This is a genomic window from Roseateles sp. P5_E1 (assembly GCF_054049335.1).
This window is the reverse complement of record NZ_JBFUMN010000023.1, coordinates 58,440-79,854: the sequence shown is the minus strand read 5'-3', so window position 1 is coordinate 79,854 and position 21,415 is coordinate 58,440. Positions and strand designations below refer to the sequence as shown.

14 protein-coding genes and 1 pseudogene are annotated in these 21,415 nt (G+C 67.8%); 8 read left to right on the top strand and 7 right to left on the bottom strand.

Annotation, left to right across the window (positions count from 1 at the left end):
• From aroE to ACXJKJ_RS17780, 4 genes and pseudogenes are all read right to left on the bottom strand, one after another.
• Nucleotides 1–444 (bottom strand): annotated as a pseudogene (gene aroE / locus ACXJKJ_RS17795) (shikimate dehydrogenase); the annotation flags it as partial.
• A complete protein-coding gene (locus ACXJKJ_RS17790) occupies nucleotides 441–1,295 on the bottom strand; it encodes an energy transducer TonB (RefSeq protein WP_457391350.1) in 855 nt (284 codons plus the stop codon). The pseudogene aroE and the gene ACXJKJ_RS17790, both read right to left, overlap by 4 nt.
• 1 nt (nucleotide 1,296) lies before the next feature.
• Nucleotides 1,297–3,336, bottom strand: coding sequence for a ribonuclease catalytic domain-containing protein (locus ACXJKJ_RS17785; RefSeq protein WP_457391348.1), 2,040 nt, complete (start codon nucleotides 3,334–3,336; stop codon nucleotides 1,297–1,299).
• Between the two features lie 18 nt (nucleotides 3,337–3,354).
• The gene (locus ACXJKJ_RS17780; protein ID WP_457325309.1) at nucleotides 3,355–3,945 is read right to left on the bottom strand and encodes a YqiA/YcfP family alpha/beta fold hydrolase; all 591 of its coding nucleotides are present in this window, start codon (nucleotides 3,943–3,945) and stop codon (nucleotides 3,355–3,357) included.
• Between the two features lie 124 nt (nucleotides 3,946–4,069).
• Here ACXJKJ_RS17780 and ACXJKJ_RS17775 point away from each other — a divergent pair, with 124 nt between their 5' ends.
• Both ACXJKJ_RS17775 and ACXJKJ_RS17770 read left to right on the top strand, forming a co-directional pair.
• Nucleotides 4,070–6,757, top strand: coding sequence for a zinc-dependent metalloprotease (locus ACXJKJ_RS17775; RefSeq protein ID WP_457325308.1), 2,688 nt, complete (start codon nucleotides 4,070–4,072; stop codon nucleotides 6,755–6,757).
• A gap of 83 nt (nucleotides 6,758–6,840) precedes the next feature.
• A complete protein-coding gene (locus tag ACXJKJ_RS17770; RefSeq protein WP_457354321.1) occupies nucleotides 6,841–7,251 on the top strand; it encodes a PaaI family thioesterase in 411 nt (136 codons plus the stop codon).
• 153 nt (nucleotides 7,252–7,404) lie between these two features.
• On the opposite strand, the gene mpl is transcribed toward ACXJKJ_RS17770, so the two are convergent.
• Genes mpl through thiD form a run of 3 tightly spaced genes read right to left on the bottom strand, consistent with a single transcriptional unit; the run spans nucleotide 7,405 to nucleotide 11,048 of the window.
• Nucleotides 7,405–8,766, bottom strand: a complete 1,362-nt coding sequence (gene mpl, locus ACXJKJ_RS17765; protein WP_457391346.1) for a UDP-N-acetylmuramate:L-alanyl-gamma-D-glutamyl-meso-diaminopimelate ligase — start codon at nucleotides 8,764–8,766, stop codon at nucleotides 7,405–7,407.
• 29 nt (nucleotides 8,767–8,795) lie between these two features.
• A complete protein-coding gene (gene hemL / locus ACXJKJ_RS17760) occupies nucleotides 8,796–10,082 on the bottom strand; it encodes a glutamate-1-semialdehyde 2,1-aminomutase (RefSeq protein ID WP_457391344.1) in 1,287 nt (428 codons plus the stop codon).
• Between the two features lie 18 nt (nucleotides 10,083–10,100).
• Nucleotides 10,101–11,048: a bifunctional hydroxymethylpyrimidine kinase/phosphomethylpyrimidine kinase gene (gene thiD, locus ACXJKJ_RS17755; RefSeq protein ID WP_056199479.1), complete on the bottom strand. Its 948-nt coding sequence runs from the start codon at nucleotides 11,046–11,048 to the stop codon at nucleotides 10,101–10,103.
• A gap of 182 nt (nucleotides 11,049–11,230) precedes the next feature.
• On the opposite strand from thiD, the gene ACXJKJ_RS17750 reads away from it, so the two are divergent.
• The 6 genes from ACXJKJ_RS17750 (at nucleotide 11,231) to ACXJKJ_RS17725 (ending at nucleotide 21,412) form a co-directional block, all read left to right on the top strand.
• Nucleotides 11,231–11,383: a rubredoxin gene (locus tag ACXJKJ_RS17750; protein WP_056199756.1), complete on the top strand. Its 153-nt coding sequence runs from the start codon at nucleotides 11,231–11,233 to the stop codon at nucleotides 11,381–11,383.
• A gap of 70 nt (nucleotides 11,384–11,453) precedes the next feature.
• A complete protein-coding gene (locus ACXJKJ_RS17745; RefSeq protein ID WP_056199476.1) occupies nucleotides 11,454–11,858 on the top strand; it encodes a response regulator in 405 nt (134 codons plus the stop codon).
• Between the two features lie 11 nt (nucleotides 11,859–11,869).
• Nucleotides 11,870–12,235 carry a response regulator transcription factor gene (locus ACXJKJ_RS17740; RefSeq protein ID WP_056199473.1) on the top strand — a complete coding sequence of 122 codons (366 nt, stop codon included), beginning with the start codon at nucleotides 11,870–11,872 and terminating at the stop codon, nucleotides 12,233–12,235.
• A gap of 84 nt (nucleotides 12,236–12,319) precedes the next feature.
• Complete coding sequence (locus ACXJKJ_RS17735; protein ID WP_056199470.1) at nucleotides 12,320–12,850, top strand: chemotaxis protein CheW; 531 nt, start codon at nucleotides 12,320–12,322, stop codon at nucleotides 12,848–12,850.
• Between the two features lie 72 nt (nucleotides 12,851–12,922).
• Nucleotides 12,923–15,295, top strand: coding sequence for a methyl-accepting chemotaxis protein (locus ACXJKJ_RS17730; RefSeq protein WP_457391342.1), 2,373 nt, complete (start codon nucleotides 12,923–12,925; stop codon nucleotides 15,293–15,295).
• 39 nt (nucleotides 15,296–15,334) lie between these two features.
• Nucleotides 15,335–21,412 (top strand): Hpt domain-containing protein, encoded by a 6,078-nt coding sequence (locus ACXJKJ_RS17725; protein ID WP_457391340.1) that lies wholly within the window; start codon nucleotides 15,335–15,337, stop codon nucleotides 21,410–21,412.
• Nucleotides 21,413–21,415 lie beyond the last annotated feature (3 nt).

Sequence of the window (21,415 nt, the reverse complement as noted above, 5' to 3'; positions counted from 1 at the left end):
GGTGATGCGCGCCGGCCTGGCCGCGATCAGGCTGCCCAGCACGCCCGCCGCCGCGCCACCGGCGCCCACCAGCAGCACCTGCAGGCCTTCCAGCGGCCGGCGGGCGTTGCGCTGGATGTCGTTGACGAGACCGACGCCGTCGGTGTTGTCGCCCACCCAGCCGCCTTCGTCGAAGCGCAGCGAGTTGACGGCGCAGGCCAGCGCGGCGCGTTCCGTATGTTCGGTGGCCAGCGCAAAGGCATCGAACTTGAAGGGTACGGTGATGTTGCAGCCCTTGGCGCCAGCGGCCGCGAACGCGCGCAGCGTGGCCTCGAAGCCATCCAGCGGCGCAAGCAGCCGCTCATAGACGAGCTGCTGCCCCGTCTGCTCCGCAAACATCGCGTGGATGGCCGGCGAGCGGCTGTGCTCGACCGGATGACCGACAACGGCATATCGATCAGTCATTGCGGCTGCCCCTGCAAAGTCGTTTCCAGGCTTTCGTCACGCGTGAACTTGAAGCGCGATGTGATGACCAGCACCTCAGCCCCGCGCAGCATCTCCTTGCTGAAATTGCCGAAGGGCGAGGCCGCCTGCACGATGGCGACGGCGCGCTTGTCCAGCGTCGGGTTGCCGCTGGATGCGACGATCTCGGTCTCGATGACGCGGCCCTTGTGGTCGATGTGGATGTTCATCGTCAGTTCGCCATAAAGCTTCTTGCCGCGCGCCTCGGGGAAGTCGCGCGTGCCGCGCTCCTCGATGCGGCGGCGCAGGCCGTCGTAGTACTGGGCGTAGACCACCTCGCGCGTGGCTGGGCTGACGTAGCGCTTGCGCGGCCGGGCGCTCTCATCGTTGACGCGCTTCTCGATCTCGGCGAGCAGGTCCACGAGCTGTCGGCGTTTCTCGGCCAGGGCGCGCTCGGCAGCGTCGGTCTTTTCGCGGCGCGGGTCAGGCGGGGGCAGCAGGGCCAGCTCGCGCCTCACCTGGGTCAGCAACTGCTGTTGCTGCTGCTGCAACTGGGCGATCTGCGAGCTTTGCGCCTCGGCCGCATCACCCACTTCGCTTTGCCGCGCCGGTGGCAGTGGCGAAGTCGCGCGGCCGGTTTCCATGTTGCCACCGCCGGCCAGGTTGGCCTGGGCCAGGGCCTGGGCCTTGACGGGGGCCGCGTTGGAGCGCGTGTTGACGAGCACGACCTCCAGCGGCGTGTCCTGGAAGATGCGGTTGAAAGCCTCGGGCGCGGCGATGCGCAAGCTCAGCAGCGCGCCGTGCACGCCGAGCGAAAAAGCGAGCGCGATCTGCAGCGTGCTCGGTTTGCGCATCTCAGCTTTGCGAGGCCGCTTCGGCGGGTTCTGCCTCGCCGGAACCATCATTCAGGTCGATGGCCAGTGTCAGCGGTGCCGCCGCGGCCTCGAGCTCGTCCTCATCGCCTTCCGCTTCCTCCGCGGCCGGCGCTTCATCCAGCCGCTCGATCAGCGTCGCATGCACATCCAGCGTCATCTCGTCCAGGCCGGTGATGCGCACCTTCACATGGCTGCCGCGCGGCAGCGAGTCGCAGCCCAGCGCCTTGAACACCAGCGGCAGGTCGTCGGCGCGCACCAGGCCGTCCTTCATGACGGCGGCGGTCAGTTCGGTCGTGCCGTTCTGCTGCAGCCAGCGCAGCGTCCAGAAGCGCTCGATGCCGTTCTGGAAGCCGTTGTAGGCCATGTAGGCGGACTCGAAGCCCGAGATGATGGAGAACAGTTGTGCGTCCTTGGGCTTGAAGGGCGCGGCCAGTGCTGCCATCTTGCCGTGGCGGGCGCAGGCAATGATCTGCCACTGGTTGACCAGGTCGACATAGCGGCGCAGCGGCGACGTGGCCCAGGTGTACTGCGCCACGCCCATGCCGGCATGGGGCAGGGCCTTGACGCCCATGCGCACCTTGATGCCCGGCGCGAGGCTGGCCTGGCTGCGGTAGATGCCCGGCAGACCCAGCTCGGCCAGCCAGCCGCCCCAGGCGGAGTTGGCCAGGATCATGGCCTCGGCCACGATCAGGTCCAGCGAGCTGCCGCGGGCGCGCATGCTGATCTCGACGGACTCCGTGCCGTTCGGCGCCTCCGAGCGTTCGCCGGCAAGGCGGAAGTTGTAGTCCGGCCGGTTGAAGTTCTCGGGTTTGCCGCGCACGACCTCGCGCTGGGCCTTCAAGTGCTTGGCCAGGCGCCAGGTGAAGGCGAGTTCGGGTGCGAAGGCGTAGTCGGCCGGCGCCTCGCCCGACAGCGTGGCGTCGGTGACGATGCCGTCGAGCTTGTCGTGGCGCAGGTTGGCGGCGATGTGCACGCGCTCCAGCCTGGTCTCGCGTGCCTTGATCTCGAAGGTGGCCTCATCCATCGTGAAGTAGATGGAGACTGCCGGGCAGTCGCGGCCCTCGATCAGCGTGTAGGCCTGCACGACGTCGTCGGGCAGCATGGTCAGCTTCCAGCCCGGCATGTAGACGGTGGACAGCCGCTCGCGGGCGACCTTGTCGACGGCAGAGTCTGGCGTGATGGCCAGGCCCGGTGCAGCGATGTGAACGCCGAAGGTGACGGTGCCCGTGCCCAGGCCCTGCACCGACAGTGCATCGTCGATTTCGGTGGTCTGCGAGTCGTCGATGGAGAAGGCCCGCACCGGCGACAGCGCCAGCTCGTCCTTGATCTCCGGCGCCGTCAGCGCGGGGAAGCCGGCGCCCTTGGGGAAGTTCTCGAACAGGAAGCGCTTCCAGTGGAACTGGTAGGCGCTGGTGATGGCGCCGGCGCCCTGCAGCAGGTCCAGCGGCGCCTTGTGCGACTTCTTGCTGGCCTCGACGACAGCCTTGTATTCCGGGCCGTTCTTGTCGGGCTTGAAGAGGATCTTGTAGATCTGGTCCTGGATGGGCGCGGGGCAGGTGCCCGCCGCCAGCTCGTCGGCCCAGGACTCGATCTGCAGTTGTTGCTGGCGTTTGCGCTCGATGCCCAGCAGCGCGGCCTTGACGATCTCCTCGGGCGCCTTCTTGAACTGGCCCTTGCCGGCGCGGCGGAAATAGTGCGGTGCTTCGTAGAGACGAAACAGCGCGGCCGCTTGCTGCAGGGTGCCGGCCTTGGCGTCGAAATAGTCGCGCGCCAGGTCGGCGAAGCCGAATTCGCCTTCGGGGGCGAATTCCCAGGCCAGGTCGAGGTCGATGTCGTCGGCCAGCTTGCGGGCCTCCGCCAGCAACACGGCTGGCGCCGGCTGCTCGAATTTCAACAGCACGTTGGCGGACTTGACCTTGACCCGCTTGCCCGAGTCCAGCTCGACCTGCAGCGAGGCATCGGCCTCCGACATCACCCGGCCGGCGAGAAATTTCCCGGCGTCATCAAACAGCGCAAACATAGGAGGGCGATTGTCGCCTCAGCCTTGAAGGTGTTTCAGCAAGCCGGGCAGGTGGTCTTCGAAGTCGGACAACCCGTGGTCGCTGCCCTCCAGCACCTCGCCGTCGCAGCCGGCATAACGGGCCAGCATCTCGTGCCAATCCAGCAGCTCGTCGCCCTTGGCGATCAGCGTGTAGTAGCGCAGCGGCGTCGTCAGCCGTGCCGGCGGCGTCAGCGCGGCGAGTTCGGCCACATGCTGGGCCGTGAACTCGAACTTCAGCTGCGGGTCGTGCCAGGCCGTCAGCGTGCCGATGTGGCGGGACAGATCGCGCGCCGGGTCCACCGCGGGGTTCAGCACGGCGACGCGCCAGCCGCGGTGAGCGCGCTGCTCGGCCAGCGAGGTGGCGTAGAAACCGCCCAGCGAGCTGCCGATGACGGCGGCACCCTCGGATGGCCAGGCCGCCACGATTCCGGCGACAAGGGCCATGGCGTCAAGCGGGGAGGGCGGCAGCTGCGGGCAGGCGAAGGTCAGGCCCGGCTGTGTGGCCGCCCAGGCGGCCATTCGCAGCGCTTTGGCCGAGGCCGGCGACGAGCGAAAGCCGTGCAAATAGAGCAGATGAGTCAACGACATGACGGAAGTTTTTGCGTGAATTTCTGCCGCTCCGCGACGGGGGAGGGCTCCGATTGACGCGAGTGTCGCTCCCAGCCACAGTGCCTGCCTTTCCGCAATCCCGGACCGTCACCCCATGATCCCGATGCCCCGCACCGCCCTGGCCGCCGCCGCCCTGCTCGCGCTGGCCGCGGTTGCCCAAGCCCAGACCCCGCCCGCGCCCAATGGCGCCGCTTCGGCCCCTGGCGCCGCCGCTTCGGCACCCGCTCCCGCCCGCCCGCCGGCCGACCCGACGGCGCCCAAGCCCTTTGCCGAGATCATCAAGGGCGCCAAGGAGCAGCCCGGCCTGTTCCCGATCTGGCGCAAGGACGAGAAGGTCTGGATCGAGATCCCCAAGGAAGCCTTCAACAAGCCCTTCCTGTTCAGTGTCAACGTCGCCAACGCCGTCGGCGAGCGCGGCCTGTACGCCAGCCAGATGCTGGGCGACGAGCTGGCCGAATGGCGTCGCATTGGCAACCATGTGCAGCTGATTGCGCTGAACACCAAGTTCCGCACGGACAACCCGTCCAGCAAGCTGGCCATCGAGCAGGCTTTCTCGCCCAGCCTGATCGGCGGCGTGCCGGTCGCCAGCGCCGACCACCCGGACCGCAAGTCGGTGCTGATCGACGCCAGCAACCTGCTGCTGAGCGACATTCCGGGCTACTCCACGCGCCTGGAATTTGCCTACCGCCTGCCGTTCGCGCCCGACCGAGGCAACTCATTCATCGAAGCCACCCGCGCCGATGCCCAGGTTTCCACGCTGACTTCACGCGTGCACTTCGCCACGCCGCGCATTCCCGCGCCGCCGCTGGTTCCCGTGCCCGTGCCGGTGCCCACGCCGCCTCAGGCGACGCCGGATCCGCGTTCGATGTTCTTCAGCTTCGTCTACAGCTTCCGTGCCTTGCCGGAGCAGCCGGCCGCCGTGCGCCATGCCGACCCGCGCCTGGGTCATTTCATGGAGAGCTACAGCGACTTCGGCGACGACCTGAAAGCCAACCCGCGCGTGCACATGATCGCCCGCTGGCGCCTGGAGAAGAAGGACCCGAGCGCAGCGCTGTCGGAGCCCGTGCAGCCCATCGTCTACTGGATGGACAAGAACATCCCGACCAAATACCGCGCGGCGGTCAAGGCCGGCATCGAGGAGTGGAACAAGGCCTTCGAGAAGATCGGCTTCAAGGACGCCGTGCAGGCCAGGCAGCAGCCCGACGACGCTGACTGGGACAACATGGACTCGACGCACGCGTCCGTCCGCTGGTTCACCGGCGCCGACGTCGGCTTTGCCATCGGCCCTAGCAACAAGGACCCGCGCACCGGTGAAATCCTGGACGCCGACATCGGCATGAGCGACGTCTTCGGCCGCGGCTCGCGCCGCCTGGCTTCGGACGACGTGCTCGGCTTCCATGGACACGACCATGCCGCCAGCAGCTGGATGGGTGAGCGCAGCCTGCGGCTTTCCGAGCAGCAATGCAATTACATGGCCGACCAGGCCAACGAGTTCGGCTTTGCGCTGGATTTGCTGTCCCTGCGGGGCGGGGCAGAGGGCATGGACATGAACGGCCCCGAGGCCGAGGCCCTGGCCCAGGCCGTCATCAAGGACGTGGTGATGCATGAGGTCGGCCACACGCTCGGCCTCAAGCACAACTTCAAGTCCTCCACGACGGTCACCCAGGCCCAGCTCAAGGACAAGGCTTTCACCGAGGCCAATGGCATCTCCAACTCGGTGATGGACTACAACGCCTACAACCTGCCGCTCAAGGGCGAGGCCAAGGCCAGCCTGACGAACACCACGCTGGGCGCCTACGACTACTGGGCCATCGAGTACGCCTACAAGCCCATCGTTGCAGAGCAGGAGGCCGCCGAGCTGGCCAAGATCGCTGCGCGCTCGACCGAGCCCAAGCTGGCCTATGGCGACGACTTCGACCAGGGCGTCGGCGGCCCCTACGATGGCTTCGACCCGCGCACCAACCAGCGCGACCTGGGCGACGACCCGCTGGCCTATGCCAAGAAGCGCCTCAAACTCAGCCAGGAGCTGTGGGAGCGCGTGCAGTCGCGCCCGGCCGTCGTCGGCGACGACCCGCTGCGCAACCGCCGCTCCATCTTTGAGAGCTTCCGCCAATTGGGCATGACGGCCAACAACGTCAGCAAATACGTGGGCGGCATGCAGGCCGAGCGTGTCGTGCCGGGCGTGACCGCCGGCCCGGCCTTCAAGCCGGTGGACAACGCCCAGCAGCGCGAGGCCCTGCGCTTCATTGCGGCAGGCCTGCTGTCCAGCGACTCCTTCAAGTTCAAGCCCGAGTTCCTCGTGACCCAGACGCTGGACTACAACGAGTGGGACCGCGGCCTGCCCATCTCCATCCCGGACAGCGTCAGTGCGCTGCAGGGCCGGGTGCTGGACCGCCTGATGTCACCCAACACGGCGCGCCGTCTCATCGAGCAGGGCGCCTACCTGCCCGAGGCCCAGCGCAAGGGCGCGGTGTCGCTGAGCGAGGTCTATGGCACGCTGCAGGGTGCGATCTTCAGCGAGCTGAAGACCGGTGCCGAAATCGACCGCATGCGCCGCAGCCTGCAACGCGAGTACCTGCGCCGCCTGCAAGGCCAGCTGAACCGTGCGACCAATGGGGCGACGGTGTACGCCGACGCTTTCTCGATGGCACGCTGGCACGCGACGCAGCTCGCCAACGAGCTGCGTGTGGCCTCGGCCAAGCCGGGTCTGTCGGTCGAGACGCGTGCGCATTTGGCGGAGACGCTGGACATGCTGAACTCGATGCTGAAGGCCTCGCTGGTGCGCAGCTGATCGGCTTCGTGCTCAATCAAAGGCCGGCTTCATGCCGGCCTTTTTTCTTGTCTTAGCATGGCCGCCACTTCGAGGGATCCGCCATGTCCACACCCGACAAACTGAATCAATTCGGTGCCAGGAACCTGCCTGGCCATCTGGGCATCGTCTTCACCCAGGCCGACCCCGGCGAGATCAAGGCTGAGCTGGTGGTGCGCGAGGAGCTGATGGCACCCAACGGCTATCTGCACGCCGGCAGCATCGTGACGCTGGCGGACAGCTGTGCCGGCTATGGCTGCATCGCCAACCTGCCGCCGGGCGCGGTGGGCTTCACGACCATCGAGCTGAAGTCCAACCACCTGGGCACGGCGCGCGAAGGGACTATCGCCTGCGTGGCCCGGCCGGTGCACCTGGGCAAGACGACGCAGATCTGGGATGCGGTGGTGACGAACAAGGAGACCGGGAAGACGATGGCTTTGTTCAGGTGTACGCAGATGGTGTTGTACGGGAAGTGAGTTGGTGTGGTTTGCTCTTGCCGGCGTCCTCATGACTCGCGTGCAGTGCCGCGGGAATCCGCCCCGCGAGGGCGGGTAACTTTCTTCTGACGCCCCGCAGAAGAAAGTTACCCGGCCGCCGGCACGGACTCCCGGCAATGCATCGAGCAGACGCTATTTGGACAGAGCGTCCAACAGCTTCTCGTGGATCCCGCCAAACCCACCATTGCTCATGCACAGCAAATGGTCCCCAGGCTTGGCGACCTTGACGACAGCCGCCACCAATGCATCCACATCCGCACCCACAACCGCTGACGCACCCATCGGCGCCAGCGCCTCCTTGGCATCCCAGCTCAAACCCTGCTGATTGCAAAACGCGAGGTCCACTTCCTCCAGCGCCCAGGGCAACTGAGCCTTCATCGTGCCCAGCTTCATCGTGTTGGAGCGCGGCTCGAATATCGCGAGGATGCGGTCGACGGGCGCAATGCGGCGGCGCAGGCCGTTGACGGTGGTGCGCATCGCCGTCGGGTGATGCGCGAAGTCGTCGTACACCTTGATGCCGCGCGCCTCGCCGCGCAATTCCATGCGGCGCTTGACGTTCTGGAACTCGGTCAGGGCGGCCGCCGATTGCTCGGGCGACACGCCGACATGCTCCGCGGCGGCGATCGCAGCCAGCGCATTCAACTGGTTGTGCTCGCCGAACAGGCTCCACTCGACACGCGCGACCTTGAGGCTGCCACGCAGCACGTCGAAGGCCTGCGGCTCGCCACGGGCGCGCAGCATGCCGGCCTCTTCCTTCTTGGCGCCAAAGCGCAGCACCTCGCTCCAGCAGCCGCGTGCGATGACGCGTTGCAGCGCTTCCTCGCGGGCGTTGACGACCAGGCGGCCGCTGGCGGGCACGGTGCGCACGAGGTGGTGGAACTGGGTCTCGATGGCGGCCAGGTCCGGGAAGATGTCGGCGTGGTCGTGCTCGAGGTTGTTCAGCACAGCCGTGCGCGGCCGGTAGTGCACGAATTTGCTGCGCTTGTCGAAGAAGGCGGTGTCGTACTCGTCCGCTTCGATGACGAAGGTCTTGCCCTCACCGAGGCGAGCCGACGCGCCGAAATTCTGCGGCACACCACCCACCAGGAAGCCGGGCTTGAGGCCGGCATGCGCCAGGATCCAGGCCAGCATCGACGTCGTCGACGTCTTGCCATGCGTGCCGGCCACGGCCAGCACGTGGCGCCCCTGCAGCACATGCTCGGCCAGCCATTGCGGGCCCGATGTGTAGGGCAGGCCGGTGTCAAGGATGGCTTCCATCAGCGGGAAACGCTCGCCGCGCGTGATGACATTGCCGATGACGAAGACATCGGGCTTGAGTTCCAGCTGTTCGGCGCCGAAGCCGGTGATGAGCTCGATGCCTAACGCCTCGAGCTGGGTGCTCATTGGCGGATAAACGTTGGCATCGCAGCCGGTGACCTTGTGGCCGGCTTCGCGTGCGAGTGCCGCAAGGCCACCCATGAAGGTGCCGCAGATGCCGAGGATGTGGAGATGCATGTCAACGCGCCCCGAAGGACGTCAAGAGATCAGCGCAATGCGGTGCGTGCGGCCGCGAGGGTGGCGTCGATATCGGCCTGGCTGTGGGCCGCCGACACGAAGCCCGCCTCGTACAAGGCCGGAGCAAGATAGATGCCGGCATCCAGCATCGCATGGAAGAAGCGGTTGAAGCGCTCCTTGTCCGTCGTCATGACGGTGGTGTAGTTCTGCGGCAGTTCGGGCAGCAGGAAGAAGCCGAACATGCCGCCTTCACAGTCGGCGCTGAACGGCACACCGTTTTCGGTGGCGACGGCCTCGAGGCCATCGACAAGTTGGCGGGTTTTGGCCGACAGGCCCTCGAAGAAGCCGGGCTTCTGGATCTCGCGCAGTGTCGCCAGCCCGCACGCCGTGGCCACCGGGTTGCCGGACAGCGTGCCGGCCTGGTAGACGCCGCCCAGCGGCGCCAGGTGCTGCATGACCGCGCGCCGGGCGCCAAAGGCCGCCAGCGGCATGCCGCCGCCGATGACCTTGCCGAAGACCGAGATGTCGGGCGCAAAACCCGGGATGAGCCGGGCGTAGTGAGCCTGGGCGCTGCCGAGGCCGACGCGAAAGCCCGTCATCACCTCGTCCAGCACCAGCAGGGCGCCATGCTGGGTGCACAGGCGGCGCATGGCGCTCATGAAGGCCACTGACGAGCGCACGAAATTCATGTTGCCGGCGATGGGCTCGACGATGACGCAGGCCAGTTCGCTGCCGTACTGGGCGAAGGCGGCTTCGAGCTGCTCGACGTTGTTGTATTCCAGGACGACGGTGTCGGCCGCGGCTCCCGGCGTGACGCCGGCACTGGTCGGGTGGCCGAAGGTGGCCAGGCCGGAACCGGCTTTCACGAGCAACGCGTCGGTGTGGCCGTGGTAGCAGCCCTCGAACTTGATGAACTTGGCGCGGCCGGTGGCGCCGCGCGCCAGGCGGATGGCGCTCATGGTCGCCTCGGTGCCCGAGCTGACCAGGCGCACCTGGTCCATGCTGGGCACGAGCTTCAAGATCTCCTCGGCCAGCTCGATCTCCCGCTCCGTCGGCGCGCCGAAGGAGAAGCCTTCGGCTGCGGCCTTTGTGACCGCTTCGAGCACGGCCGGGTGGCCGTGGCCGAGGATCATCGGCCCCCAGGAGCCGATGTAGTCGACATAACGCTTGCCTTCGGCGTCATGGATGTAGGCGCCTTCGCCGCGCTGGATGAAGCGCGGCGTGCCGCCGACGGCGCGGAAAGCGCGCACCGGGGAATTCACGCCCCCGGGAATGACGCGCGCGGCGCGCTCGAAGAGCTCTGAATTGCTGGCCATGAGAGAGGAGTCAGGAGATCAATGCATGCGCCGCGGCGTCTTGGGCGGCTGTTCGGGTTCGGGTTCGGGCTCGAAGTCGGGCGGCTCGCCGCCTTCTTCGTCCGCCGCGGGCAGGGCCCAGAAGAAGCGGTCGGGGATGACGTTGCCCATACCGGGACGAAAGCCCGCGTCCAGCGACTGGTCCAGGAAGGACAAGGCTTCACTGACGGCCGAGTGCAGTTCCGCGCCCACCGACAGCAGCGCCGCGAGCGCCGCCGACAGCGTGTCGCCCGCGCCGACGAAGGCCGTCTCGAAGCGCTCGAACTTCTCCCCGGTGATGGGCCCCTGCGAGTTGGCCAGCACGTTGTCCACGAACTGGTTGGGCAGCTGGATGCCGGTCACCAGCACGTGCTGGGCGCCGGCCTGGGCGGCGGCGACGGCCAGCTCGCGGGCCGACGGCGCGCGCTCGTTGTCCCAATCGGGCAGCAGGAAGTCCGTCATGGTCTTGTGGTTGCCCACCAGCACGGCGGTCTGCGGCAGCACCAGCTCGCGAAGCGCGTCCAGGTACTGCTGCTGGTCGTCCTCGTCGATCCAGGCGACGGAGGGCAGATAGGTCACCAGCGGCACGTCGGGGTAGTCGCTCAGCACCTCGGCCACGGCGCTGACGGCCTCGGCATTGCCCAGGAAGCCGACTTTCCAGGCCGTGATGGGCACGTCTTCCAGGATGTGGCGGGCCTGCTCGGCGACGGTGTCGGCGTCGAGGTTCTCGTGCTCGAAGGTCTCGGCCGTGTCGCGCAGCACGATGGCGGTGACGACGGGCAGGCAGTGCGCGCCCATGGCCGCAATCGTGGCTACATCGCCGGCCAGGCCGCCTGCGCCGGAGGCGTCGCTGGCATTGAAGCTCAGCACGCAAGCTGGCGGCGGGCTTTCCTGTTCGTCTTGGGCATCTTCGGCCGCGGGGTCGGTGGGGAGGGGTGTTGGGCTCATGGGGAAGTCATGGCGGTCGCGGCCAAATAGCAGCCGCAAAGCGTGGAGTCTGCCGCTAAAAGGGCGCTTCTGAGGCCCGGGGCACAGGCGTTTGCCCTCAGCATTGCGCTTTCGAGCCCTGGCTAGAATGATTCGATTGTAGTGAGCAAACTCTAAGCACCGTGAGCGAACCCAGTACCTGGATGTGCCTGATCTGTGGATGGATCTATGACGAAGCAGCGGGCGATCCGGAGCACGGCATCGCGCCGGGCACCGCCTGGGCCGATGTGGACATGAACTGGACCTGCCCCGACTGCGGCGCGCGCAAAGAGGATTTTGAGATGGTGCGCATCTGACTCGGCCTCACATGCCTCACAGGGGGGCGAAAGGGCCGGGCCCCGAGCTGAAGTTCCGAGGAGACGACGTTTGAACGAGCAAGTTTCCGGTGCAGGACCCACCCGCATCCTGGTCATCGACGACAGCAACACCATCCGCCGCAGCGCGGAGATCTTCCTGAAGCAGGGCGGCCACGAGGTGGCCCTGGCCGAGGACGGCTTCGATGCGTTGGCGAAGCTGGGCGACTTTCATCCCGATCTCGTGTTCTGCGACATCCTGATGCCTCGCCTGGACGGTTATCAGACCTGCGCCATCATCAAGCGCAACCCGCAGTTCTCGGGAGTGCCGGTGATCATGCTGTCGTCAAAAGACGGCCTCTTCGACAAGGCCCGCGGGCGCATGGTGGGCTCGCAGGACTATCTGACCAAGCCTTTCACCAAGGACCAGCTGCTTCAGGCGGTGCTCCAGCACCGTCGGCAAGAAGCGCGTACGTAAAGAGAACTGCCATGAGCATTCACAACATCCTGCTGGTTGACGATTCCAAGACCGAACTGCATGCCTTATCGGAAATGCTGGGCAAGCGCGGCTTCACTGTCCGCACGGCCGAGAACGCCGAAGAGGCCATGAAGCGCCTGGCCGAGGCCAAGCCCGACCTGATCCTGATGGACGTCGTCATGCCCGGCCAGAACGGCTTCCAGCTGACGCGTGCAATCACCCGCGACGAGCGCTACATCGGCATCCCCATCATCATGTGCACGAGCAAGGGCCAGGAGACGGACAAGGTCTGGGGCATGCGCCAGGGCGCCAGCGACTACGTCGTCAAACCCGTCAAGGCCGAAGAGCTGCTGGCCAAGATCAAAGCCCTGGGCTGAAATGATGACGCCCCCACGTTCACTTCGTTCACTGCCCCCCGCGGGGGCGCTTCATCGCCTTCGGGCGGCCGGGCAGCGCTGAGCATGGCAAACAAGACGGCACTCCGCGAACTCCAGCAGCGCCTGGCCGAGCGCATGGCGGCCGCGCGTGAGCAGACGCTCGTGGCGAACTGGCTGGCCGTGGAATGTGCCGGCGTCGGCCTGTTGTTCTCGCTGAAGCAGGCCAGCGAAATCTTCGCGCCCGTGCCCATCAAGCCCGTGCCGTATGCCAAGCCATGGCTGGCGGGCGTGGCCAACCTGCGCGGCGGCCTGTTCACCGTGGTCGACCTGGCCGTCTACCTGGGCTTGCGCGATCCCGCGCCTGGCCGCGCCGTGGCGGTGCAAAGCCGCCTGGTATCGCTGGGTAGCGACCTGAACCTGAACTGCGCGTTGCTCGTCGACCGGCTGGCCGGCCTGCGCAGCGACGAGCAATTGCCGCTGGCCGAGCAGCAGCCCGCCGGGCCGCTGCCCCGTTTTGCTGGCGCCCTGCGCCGCGACGAAGCCGGGCGCAACTGGCAAGAAATCAATCTCGAAGCGTTGTCGCGGCAGGAGAATTTCCTGCACATCGTCGCGTGATGCGCGCATCTGTTTCCAAGCTTCAAGCCGCGCGCGAGTGCGGCACCACAAACACTGAAGGACGAGGGTGAGATGAGCCTGCTGGACAAAATCAGGGGAAAGTCCGAAGCCGATGATCTGCCGCTGGCGCCGCCGGAAGGCGTCGACACGACCATCGATTCGCGCAGCAACGTCGGCTTCGACGCCACCCGCAACGCCGACTCCACCCTGGCCGGCGTCGAGATTCCCGCGCGCACCGAGGTGTATCCACGCACCGAGGCGCCGTCCATCATTTCGCAGGCGGTGCCCACCGAACCGGGCCCGAACAGCGAGTTCGCGCCCAGCAGCACGATGAGCTTCGCGCCCACCACGCAGGCCGCCGACCCGACCATGCTGCCGCCCAAGGCGGCCACCGGTGCCGAGAAGCTGACCGACCTGTTCGGCCGCCACCGCCAGCGTGCACTGACCGGCCTCGTCGTCCTCGGCCTCGTCGGCACGGCCGTGTCGGTCAGCCTGGTGCTGGCCAGTTCCAGCCGCAGTGCGGCCCAGGTGCGTGCCACCGGCCAGGCGCTGATGCATTCACAGCGCATGGCCAAGTCCGTGTCCGCGGCCCTCGTCGGCAATCCAGCCGCGTTCGCGGAGCTGCGCGAGTCGGTCAGCACGCTGAGCGGCGTCGTCAACAACCTGCGCACCGGCGAAGGCGACCTGGCGATCGCGCCGGCCGCCGTGCAGCCGACGCTGGACATGGTCAAGCCGCTGGTCGAACGTGCCGAGAAGAACGGCAAGGTCGTGCAGTCCCAGGAAAAGATCCTGACCCAGGTCGGCCAGGCGCTGCGCGCCATCAACCGGCAGTCCAGCGACCTGCTGGAAAGCGCCGAGGCCGTGTCATCTCAAGCCCTGCAGATCGGCTCGTCGGCGGGTGAAGTCTCTGCCGTCGGCCAGCTCGTCATGCTGACCCAGCGTATCGGCAAGAGCGCCAACGAATTCCTGACCCAGGAAGGCGTCAGCCCCGAGGCGGTGTTCCTGCTGGGCAAGGACTTGAACTCCTTCAAGCTCATCACCGAAGCGCTCATCAGCGGCAGCCCCGAGCTGCGCCTGAACGCGGCACGCGACCCGCAACTGAAGGAACGCCTGCAGACCCTGCTCAAGCAGTACGAGCAGACCCGCACGCAAGCCTCTGCGATTCTGGGCAACCTGCAGGGCCTGGTGTCGGCACGTGAAGCTCAGACGGCCATCCTGAACGACTCCGAGCCGCTGCGTAAGGGCCTGGAGCAGGCCGCCGGCGAGCTGGAAAAGTCCGGCGGCGCGGGCTGGGGCCTGATCGCCTTCATGGTGCTGTCCCTGATTGCCCTGGTGGCTGGTGCCTTCGGTTTCCTGCGCCTGTTCGTGGCCGACCAGTCCGAGCGCGCCGCGCTCGCCGAAGCCTCACGCCGCGAAGCCGAGGCCCAGGAGCAAGAGGCCAAGCGCGTCAACGACGCCAACCAGGCCGCCATTTTGCGGTTGATGAACGAACTGGCCAGCGTCGCTGAAGGCGACCTGACGCAACAAGCGACGGTGACAGAAGACATCACCGGCGCCATCGCCGACTCCGTGAACTACACGGTGGAAGAGCTGCGCAACCTGGTCGGCCAGGTGCAGGCAACGGCAGCCCGCGTGACCGACACGACCGGCGCGGTGGACCAGACGTCCACCGACCTGCTGGCGGCCTCCAAGGAACAGCTGCACGAGATCCGCGCCACCGGCGAGGCCGTGCTCGGCATGGCGAGCCGAATCACCGACGTGTCCGCGCAGGCGCAGACAACGGCCGGTGTGGCGCGCCAGAGCCGTCAGGCTGCTGAGCAGGGTCTCTCGGCGATGCAGAACAACATCGCCGGTATGAACACCATCCGCGACTCCATCCAGGAGACCTCCAAGCGCATCAAGCGCCTGGGCGAGTCGTCTCAGGAAATCGGCGAGATCACGGAGCTGATCTCGGACATCACGGAACAGACGAACGTGCTGGCCTTGAACGCCGCCATTCAGGCCGCGTCCGCCGGCGAAGCCGGTCGCGGCTTCTCGGTGGTTGCGGAAGAAGTGCAGCGCCTGGCGGAACGCTCCGGCGACGCGACGCGGCGAATCGCTGCGCTGGTCAAGACCATTCAGACCGACACCCACGATGCGGTGGCCGCCATGGAGCGTTCGACGCGCGGGGTGGTGGAAGGTACGCAGCTGTCTGACGCGGCCGGCAAGGCGCTGGAAGACATCGACAGCGTGTCCCGCCAGCTGGACAACCTGATCGGGCAGATCTCGACCCAGGCCCAGCAGGAAGCCGAGCATGCCAACGAGGTGGCCTCCAACATCCAGCACATCTTCGCGGTGACCGAGCAGACCTCCGAGGGCACGCGCTCCACCGCCCAGATGGTGCACGAGCTGTCGCGCTCTGCCGAGGCGCTGCGCACGTCCGTGTCCCGATTCAAGGTCGCCTGACCGGCCCCGCCCTACCGCATCGAGCGAGAAAGCCCACGCATGGACAGCTCCCTGCGAGACTCCGAACTCCCGGCCGACCTCAGCCCACTGGCCTGGGTGCAGGAGGAGTTGCGCCGCTCCCTGGAGTCGGTGCACAAGACCCTGCGCCGCCTCGTGCGCGACAGCGGCGACAACCGCCTCTCCGCCTTTGGCGGTGATGCCCAGCCCAGCGCGCCGCTGCAGCAGGCGGCCGCGCAGTTGCACCAGGTCAGCGGCGTGCTGTCGCTGGTCGGCCTGCCGGCCGGCGCCAGCGTGCTGCGCGCCGCCGAAGTGGCCGTCGCGCGTCTGGCCGAGCGGCCGCTAGAGGTCGAAGCCAGCACCGTCGACACCATCGAACGCGCCGACTTTGCCCTGCTGGCCTATGTCGCCCGCCTGCTGGCTGGCAACAAGACTTCGTCGCTGGCCCTCTATCCGGGCTATCGCGCGCTGCAGCAGCTCAACGGTGCCGATCGCATCCACCCGGCCGACCTCTGGCAGTACGACTGGTCCTGGCGCAGCATTGCGCCCGAAGCCGGTGTGTCGCCGCGTTCGCCCGAGGCCGTGCGCGCGCCTTTTGAAGCCGCGCTGCTGCGCCATATGCGCGAGCCCAGCTCGACGCATGCGGCCAATCTTTCCGGCCTGTGCGCTGGTCTGGCAGCCGCCTTGCCCGCTGGCACGACGCGCACGCTGTGGCAACTCGCCGCCGCCGTCTTCGAAGGCCAGGCGCTCAAGCTGATTCCCAGCGACGGCTATGCCAAACGCCTGGGCTCCAAGCTGCTGCATGAACTGCGCCTCGTTGGCCACGGCGATCAGATGGACCCGGCGCGCGAACGCCTGGCCCAGGACCTGCTGTTCTTCTGTGCCCAGTGCCGCGTCAACCAAGGCGCCGGCCCGCGCCTGACAGCGGTGCATGAAACCTACCGCCTCACTGATGAGCATGCCGGCGACTACGAGGACGCCGGCCTCGGCCGCATCGATCCGGCCTGGGTCGCGCAAGCCAAGCGCCGCGTGATTTCAGCCAAGGAAAGCTGGTCCAGCGCCGCCGAAGGCGACCAGCACCGCCTGGCCGGCCTGGACGAGCAGTTCGCCGGTCTGGCCGATTCGCTGACCCGCCTCTTCCCCAGCGGTGAAGTGCTGGCTCAGACACTGCAGCGCGCCGTCGTCGCGACGCTGCGCTCGCGCAGCACGCCGCCACCCGCGCTGGCCATGGAAATCGCCACCAGCCTGCTCTATGTCGAAGCCGCGCTGGAAGACGCCGCCTTCGACCAGCCCGAGCAGGCCGATCGCGTGCGTCGCCTGGCGCGCCGCGTCGAGGCCGTGGCCCATGGCCAGACGCCCGAGCCGCTGGAAGACTGGATGGAGGACCTGTACCGCCGGGTCTCCGACCGCCAGACCCTGGGCAGCGTCGTGCACGAGCTGCGTGCCAGCCTGTCGGAAGTCGAGAAGCAGTGCGACGAATACTTCCGCGACCCGGCCCGGCGTGAGCTGCTGATCCCCGTGCCCGGCCAGTTGCAGGCGATGCGCGGCGTGCTCAGCGTGCTGGGCCTGGACCAGGCGGCGCAGGCCACCGTTCGCATGCGCGACGAGGTCGACGGCCTGGCCAACACCGAGATCGATTTCGAGCGCGCCAGCGCCCGTGGCGTGTTTGAGCGCCTGGCCAACAACCTCGGCGCCCTGGGTTTCCTGATCGACATGCTCAGCGTCCAGCCTCAGCTGGCCAAGCGCATGTTCCAGTTCGACGACGCCAGCGGCCGCCTGGACGCCGTCATGGGCCGCCGCGAAGGCGCCGTCGAGCTGCCGAGTTTCGAGGCCAGCGGCTTCCACGTCGACCTGGTCGACGAATCGGCCCAGATTGCCGCTCCCGCCGCCTACGACGCCACCCAGCCCTTGCGCATCGACCTGGGGACGCTGGACCTGCCCGACCTCAGCCTGCCCGACGTCGACCTGTCGCAGCCGGCCGCTCCCGCACCCGTTCCCGTGGTTGCTCCCCCGCCGCCCGCGCCCAGCGTCGCGGATGACCCCGAGATGCGCGAGATCTTCCTCGAGGAAGCCGACGAGGTCATCGGCAACGCCCGGGCCGCGCTGGAAGAGCTGCGCCAGGCCCCCGCCGACCACGGCCAGCTCACCATCGTGCGTCGCGCCTTCCACACCCTCAAGGGCAGCGCCCGCATGGTCGGCCTGGACCCCTTCGGTGAAGGTGCCTGGGCCTGCGAACAGCTCTACAACGCCCGCCTCGCCGAAGCCACCCCCCAGGCCGACGCCGCCTTGCTGGGCTTCACCACCGAGGCGCTGGACTACTTTGCCCACTGGCGCAACCAGATTGCTGGCACGGAACCGGGCCACAGCTTGCCCGACCCGGTGCGCCGCAGTGCCGATTCGTTGCGCCTGCATGGCCAGCCCCTGCCTATTGCCGTTTCGGCTGCTCCGTCCGCCGAAGCCATCGAAGCGGTAGAAGCCCAGGGCCTCGACCTGCCGCTGGACGCCGCGACACCGGCCGAAGCCGCCGAGCGCGGCGCCGAGGCCATGGCCGAGCCGGCCGCAGAACCCATCGTCGCCGCACTGCCGGCGGAGATGGAGGAGACGCCGCCGCTGGTGCCCGACTTCGTTCTCGAGCTTGGCGCACCGGCCAACGAGGCCCCCATCGAGGCTGACCTCGACCTCGCCCTGCCCGAGGTCACGCTGGATCTCGACCCGACCGAACTACCCGCCGAGCTGGTCAGCGAGTTCGACGCCCACGCACCGACCGAACCCCTGCCGCTGCCACCCACGCCTGATGAAGAGCCGACCTTGGCCAACTTCGGCGTCGTGCTGGATCTGGACGAGCCTGAGCCTGTCATTGCCGCCGAACCCCTGGCCGAGCCCCCGGTCCGGCCGGAGGAGTCCACGCTGGCCCTGCACAAGCTGCTCGAGGAGGACGAGGAGCCGGCCGCGCCGGTTCTCACGCTGGTCAGCCCTGCCGAGCCGGAGCTGGAACCTGAACCCGAGTCGGCCGACCCCGACGAAGGCTTCAAGGTCATCGGCTCGCTGCGCATCAGCATCGCGCTGTTCAACATCTTCCTGAACGAGGCCGACGAGCTGTCGCGCAAGCTGTCCATCGGCCTGGCCGAGTGGGCCGTCGAGCTCAGCCACCCGGTGCCGCAGAGCTGCGAAGTGCAGGCTCACGCCCTGGCCGGCAATGCGGCCACGGTGGGCTACGAGGATCTCTCCATCCTGGCCCGGGAACTCGAGCACACCCTGGGTCGCGCCCATCGCGCCGTGCGCTACGAGCAGGCCGACGCCGAACTGTTCGTGCGCGCCGCCGACGACATCCGCCGCCTGCTGCACCAGTTCGCAGCCGGTTTCCTGAAGCCCAACGATCCCGAGGTCGTCGCGCAGCTGCATGCCTACGAGCCGCAGGAAGAGTCCTTCACGGCATCCGCGCCCCTGGACGCGCTGCCTGTGCCAGCCCTGCACGACACCCTCGCCGGCGACCTGGATGACCAGGTCACCGTGGCTGCTGATCTGCCGGAGTCCGTCGTTGATCTCGCCGATCTTGTCGACCTGGCCGAACCCCTCGTCGAGCCCGTTGCCGAGCCGGCCACAGAGACGGTTGCCGAGGCTGTGCCGCAAACCGAGCCTGCCCCGCTGCTGGCGGCCGACGACGAGCCCGAGCCGGGCCTGCCCGACCACATCGAGCCCGACCTCTATCCCATCTTCGAGGAGGAAGGGCGCGACCTGCTGGAACAACTGCACGGTGCGCTGCGCGACTGGTTGGCCCATCCGGGCGAGCTGGGCCGCTCCGACGCCTGCATGCGTGCCCTGCACACCTTCAAGGGCGGCGCCCGCCTGGCCGGCGCCATGCGCCTGGGCGAGCAGGCCCACAACCTCGAATCCGCCATCGAGAACCTGCTGAGAGCCGGCAGCGCCAACCACGGCCAGGTCCAGGCGCTGCAGCATGAGGGTGATGCCCTCGAGCACGCCTTCGAGGAACTCGGTCGCCGGCTCGCATCTGCCGCCGTGCCGGCCGCGCCGGCCATCGTCGCCCCGCCACCGCCGGCACCCGCTGCCAAGCCGCCGGTCGTTGTCGAGGCGGCTGCGCCGGCGCCTGAACCCGAGCGCCTGCTGGCCGAGATTGCCCAAGCCGATGTGCGGCCGGTCGCATCCACCTTCGTCGAGAAGCCCGCCGAACCAGCGCGCGAGATCGACTGGAGCCGCTTCACCGACACCGCCGAGGTCGCTGCCGGCAGCGACAACCTCGCCATCGGCCAGGCCTTGGTGCGTGTGCGCGGCAGCCTGCTGGAGCGCATGGCCACACAGGCCGGCGAGGTCAGCATCCGCCGTGCGCGGATGGAGTCCGAGCTGGTCCAGATGAAGGGCGCACTGCTTGACCTGGACGACAACCTGGAGCGCCTGCGCGCCCAGCTGCGCGAGCTGGATCTGCAGGCCGAGGCCCAGATGCACGCCCAGCAAGAGGCGGCGCAGCAGGGCGGCCGCGAGTTCGACCCGCTGGAGTTCGACCGCTACACGCGCTTCCAGGAACTGACCCGCATGCTGACCGAGTCGGTCGGTGACGTGGCCACGCTGCAGCGCACACTGGGCCGCAACGTCCAGACCGGCGAAGACGAGCTGGCCGCGCAGTCCCGGCTGACGCGCGAGCTGCAGGACGACCTGCTGCGCACCCGCCTCGTCGACTTCGACAGCATCGGCGAGCGCATGCACCGCGTCGTGCGGCAGGCTGCCCGCGATGCCGGCAAGCAGGTCAAGCTGGAGATCACCGGCGGCCAGACCGAACTGGACCGCTCGGTGCTGGAACGTACCGCTGGGGCCTTCGAGCATCTGCTGCGCAACAGCGTCGCTCACGGCATCGAGTCGCCCGAGGTGCGCACGGCTTCGGCCAAGGACCCGGTCGGCACGTTGCGCATCGAGGTCAGCCAGCACGGCAACGAAGTGCTGCTGAATTTCTCCGACAACGGCGCCGGCCTCAACCTCGGACGCATCCGCGAGCGCGGCCTGCAGCTCGGGTTGATCTCGCCCGACGCCGAGCCTGACGACGCGCAGCTCAAGCGCCTGATCTTCGCGCCGGGCTTCTCCACGGCCAGCCAGGTCACCGAGCTGAGCGGCCGCGGCATCGGCATGGACGTCGTGCGTGCCGAGGTCGGCACGCTGGGTGGCACCATCGAAACCACGTCGACCACCGGCCAGGGCACCAGCTTCCTGCTGCGCCTGCCGCTCACCACGGCGCTGACGCAGGTCGTGCTGCTGAAGAGCTCCGACCAGGTCATCGCCGTCCCCGCGGCGCTGATGCAGTCAGTGCAGCGCGTGCCCGTCGATGCAGTCGAGGCGGCCTATGCCACCGGCAAGCTGCAGCATGGCGGTGTCGAGATGCCCTTCTACTGGCTGGGCGGCCTGCTCGGCCACGCGGGCCGTGGCCATGTCCATGGTCGCCACACCCATGTGGTGCTGGTGCGCAGCGCCCAGGGCGCGCTGGCCCTGCACGTGGATGAGGTCGTCGGCAACCAGGAAGTCGTCGTCAAGAACCTCGGCGCCCAGCTCAACCGCGTACCGGGCCTGGCGGGCATCAGCCTGCTGGCTTCGGGCGAAGTGGCGCTGATCTACAACGTCGTGGCACTCGCCGACTGGTACGGCCTCGACGCCCAGGCCCGGCTGGCGGCGGCCCATGCAATGTCGCTGGGCGAAACGCCGCAGCAGGCCGCACCGGTCGTCGAGACGGTGACGCAGGCGCCGCTCGTCCTCGTCGTCGATGACTCGCTGACTGTGCGTCGCGTGACCCAGCGCTTCCTGGAGCGCGTCGGCCTGCGCGTCATGCTGGCCAAGGACGGCCTGGATGCGATGGAGAAGCTGTCGGGTGACGAGTTGCCTTCGGTGGTACTGTCCGACATCGAAATGCCCCGTATGGACGGTTTCGACCTGGTGCGCAATATGCGCGCCGACTCGCGGCTGGCTGCCCTGCCCGTCATCATGATCACCTCGCGCATTGCCCAGAAGCACCGCGACTACGCGGCTCAGCTGGGTGTCGACCACTACCTGGGCAAGCCCTACGATGAGGAGTATCTGCTCGGGTTGATCCAGCAGTTCACCCAGCAGGCCGTGGCGGCCTGAGCC